The sequence below is a fragment of the Pseudomonas sp. SIMBA_068 genome, assembly GCF_046534705.1.
In the GTDB taxonomy this organism is placed as follows: Bacteria; Pseudomonadota; Gammaproteobacteria; order Pseudomonadales; family Pseudomonadaceae; genus Aquipseudomonas; species Aquipseudomonas putida.
The window spans coordinates 1-252 of the sequence record NZ_JAWRYI010001133.1 but is presented as its reverse complement, the minus strand read 5'-3'; the positions used below and the strand labels follow the sequence as shown (position 1 = coordinate 252).

At 47.2% G+C, this 252-nt stretch carries 1 pseudogene; it reads right to left on the bottom strand.

The window, feature by feature from the left end:
- Positions 1-252: pseudogene (locus SB756_RS33035) on the bottom strand (histone deacetylase family protein); the annotation flags it as partial.

Genomic DNA, 252 nt, shown 5'->3' with positions numbered 1-252 from the left:
CGGCAATTGCAATACGTTTGATGCCTTTGCTTTGTGCATACTTAACAGCAATCGCTAAGCTATTAAATACGCAAAACCCTGATGACGAGTGCTTATTGGCATGATGCCCTGGCGGACGCACAGAGCAAAATGCCGCGTCGAGTTTATCATCAAGTATTTCATCTACCGCAAAAACCCCGGCCCCCACCGCGCGCTCAATTGCTTTAAAAGAGTCAGGGCAAAGCCATGTATCGCCATCGAGATTATTTAAGC